The 3376-nt window shown below is 52.7% G+C and carries 2 rRNA genes; both read left to right on the forward strand.

The features are described 5' to 3' along the window. Window positions 1–207: 207 nt before the first annotated feature. Window positions 208–3100 (forward strand): 23S ribosomal RNA (locus ACYJP6_RS24115). A gap of 160 nt (window positions 3101–3260) precedes the next feature. Then, a 5S ribosomal RNA gene (gene rrf / locus ACYJP6_RS24120) occupies window positions 3261–3376 on the forward strand.

Below are 3376 nucleotides of genomic sequence, written 5' to 3' on the forward strand. Positions count from 1 at the left end.
TCTGGTCTTTGATCAGAACTGTTCTTTAAAAAATTGGGAAAGTGATAGAAGTAGACTGCATTGATTGTTTTCACTGGCAATCAGTGTCGTCAAGGTAAAATCTTGCGAACTCAAGCGCAAGTTTTCGGCGAAATGTCGTCTTCACTCATCTAACGCCTGCAGATCGGTAGCGTCCTTGGACGTCAGCGAGATTGCTTGGGGTTATATGGTCAAGTGAAGAAGCGCATACGGTGGATGCCTTGGCAGTCAGAGGCGATGAAAGACGTGATAGCCTGCGATAAGCTTCGGTGAGGTGGCAAATGACCTGTGACCCGGAGATCTCTGAATGGGGGAACCCACCTAGGATAACCTAGGTATCTTAACCTGAATCCATAGGGTTAAGAGGCGAACCAGGGGAACTGAAACATCTAAGTACCCTGAGGAATAGAAATCAACCGAGATTCCCTTAGTAGTGGCGAGCGAACGGGGACCAGCCCTTAAGTTGATTTGAGAGTAGCGGAACGCTCTGGAAAGTGCGGCCATAGTGGGTGATAGCCCTGTACGCGAAACGCTCTTATCAATGAAATCGAGTAGGACGGGGCACGAGAAACCCTGTCTGAATATGGGGGGACCATCCTCCAAGGCTAAATACTCCTGACTGACCGATAGTGAACCAGTACCGTGAGGGAAAGGCGAAAAGAACCCCGGAGAGGGGAGTGAAATAGAACCTGAAACCGTATGCGTACAAGCAGTGGGAGCCCACTTTGTTGGGTGACTGCGTACCTTTTGTATAATGGGTCAGCGACTTATTTTCAGTGGCGAGCTTAACCGAATAGGGGAGGCGTAGCGAAAGCGAGTCTTAATAGGGCGTCTAGTCGCTGGGAATAGACCCGAAACCGGGCGATCTATCCATGAGCAGGTTGAAGGTTAGGTAACACTGACTGGAGGACCGAACCCACTTCCGTTGAAAAGGCAGGGGATGACTTGTGGATCGGAGTGAAAGGCTAATCAAGCTCGGAGATAGCTGGTTCTCCTCGAAAGCTATTTAGGTAGCGCCTCATGTATCACTCTGGGGGGTAGAGCACTGTTTCGGCTAGGGGGTCATCCCGACTTACCAAACCGATGCAAACTCCGAATACCCAGAAGTGCCGAGCATGGGAGACACACGGCGGGTGCTAACGTCCGTCGTGAAAAGGGAAACAACCCAGACCGTCAGCTAAGGTCCCAAAGTCCTGGTTAAGTGGTAAACGATGTGGGAAGGCTTAGACAGCTAGGAGGTTGGCTTAGAAGCAGCCACCCTTTAAAGAAAGCGTAATAGCTCACTAGTCGAGTCGGCCTGCGCGGAAGATGTAACGGGGCTCAAACCAGGCACCGAAGCTACGGGTATCACCTTTGGTGATGCGGTAGAGGAGCGTTCTGTAAGCCTGTGAAGGTGAGTTGAGAAGCTTGCTGGAGGTATCAGAAGTGCGAATGCTGACATGAGTAACGACAATGCGAGTGAAAAACTCGCACGCCGAAAGACCAAGGGTTCCTGCGCAACGTTAATCGACGCAGGGTGAGTCGGTCCCTAAGGCGAGGCTGAAAGGCGTAGTCGATGGGAAACGGGTTAATATTCCCGTACTTCTAGTTACTGCGATGGGGGGACGGAGAAGGCTAGGCCAGCTTGGCGATGGTTGTCCAAGTTTAAGGTGGTAGGCTGATCGTTTAGGTAAATCCGGACGGTCAAGGCCGAGAGCTGATGACGATCCTTCTTTTAGAAGGAGAAGTGGTTGATGCCATGCTTCCAGGAAAAGCCTCTAAGCTTCAGGTAACTAGGAACCGTACCCCAAACCGACACAGGTGGTCGGGTAGAGAATACCAAGGCGCTTGAGAGAACTCGGGTGAAGGAACTAGGCAAAATGGCACCGTAACTTCGGGAGAAGGTGCGCCGGTGAGGGTGAAGGGTTTACCCCGTAAGCTCATGCCGGTCGAAGATACCAGGCCGCTGCGACTGTTTATTAAAAACACAGCACTCTGCAAACACGAAAGTGGACGTATAGGGTGTGACGCCTGCCCGGTGCCGGAAGGTTAATTGATGGGGTTAGCGCAAGCGAAGCTCTTGATCGAAGCCCCGGTAAACGGCGGCCGTAACTATAACGGTCCTAAGGTAGCGAAATTCCTTGTCGGGTAAGTTCCGACCTGCACGAATGGCGTAACGATGGCGGCGCTGTCTCCACCCGAGACTCAGTGAAATTGAAATCGCTGTGAAGATGCAGTGTATCCGCGGCTAGACGGAAAGACCCCGTGAACCTTTACTGTAGCTTTGCACTGGACTTTGAGCTTGCTTGTGTAGGATAGGTGGGAGGCTTTGAAGTGGGGACGCCAGTTCCCATGGAGCCATCCTTGAAATACCACCCTGGCAACCTTGAGGTTCTAACTCTGGTCCGTCATCCGGATCGAGGACAGTGTATGGTGGGCAGTTTGACTGGGGCGGTCTCCTCCTAAAGAGTAACGGAGGAGTACGAAGGTGCGCTCAGACCGGTCGGAAATCGGTCGCAGAGTATAAAGGCAAAAGCGCGCTTGACTGCGAGACAGACACGTCGAGCAGGTACGAAAGTAGGTCTTAGTGATCCGGTGGTTCTGTATGGAAGGGCCATCGCTCAACGGATAAAAGGTACTCCGGGGATAACAGGCTGATACCGCCCAAGAGTTCATATCGACGGCGGTGTTTGGCACCTCGATGTCGGCTCATCACATCCTGGGGCTGAAGCCGGTCCCAAGGGTATGGCTGTTCGCCATTTAAAGTGGTACGCGAGCTGGGTTTAGAACGTCGTGAGACAGTTCGGTCCCTATCTGCCGTGGACGTTTGAGATTTGAGAGGGGCTGCTCCTAGTACGAGAGGACCGGAGTGGACGAACCTCTGGTGTTCCGGTTGTCACGCCAGTGGCATCGCCGGGTAGCTATGTTCGGAAGAGATAACCGCTGAAAGCATCTAAGCGGGAAACTTGCCTCAAGATGAGATCTCACTGGAGCCTTGAGCTTCCTAAAGGGCCGTCGAAGACTACGACGTTGATAGGTCGGGTGTGTAAGCGCTGTGAGGCGTTGAGCTAACCGATACTAATTGCCCGTGAGGCTTGACCATATAACACCCAAACAATCTGACCGCGTGTCAGAGCGTGAGGAAGACGACGCCGAAAACAGGCGCGTGGGTTCGCAAGACCCGAGACGAATTGTCCACTTCTGTCACCGACCCAATTGGGCCAGCCAGGCATGCACCAACGTCTGGCCAGCCAACCGAATTGCTTGACGAACATAGAGCATTGGAACCACCTGATCCCTTCCCGAACTCAGAAGTGAAACGATGCATCGCCGATGGTAGTGTGGGGTTTCCCCATGTGAGAGTAGGTCATCGTCAAGC

The organism is Pseudomonas sp. No.117, assembly GCF_054558395.1.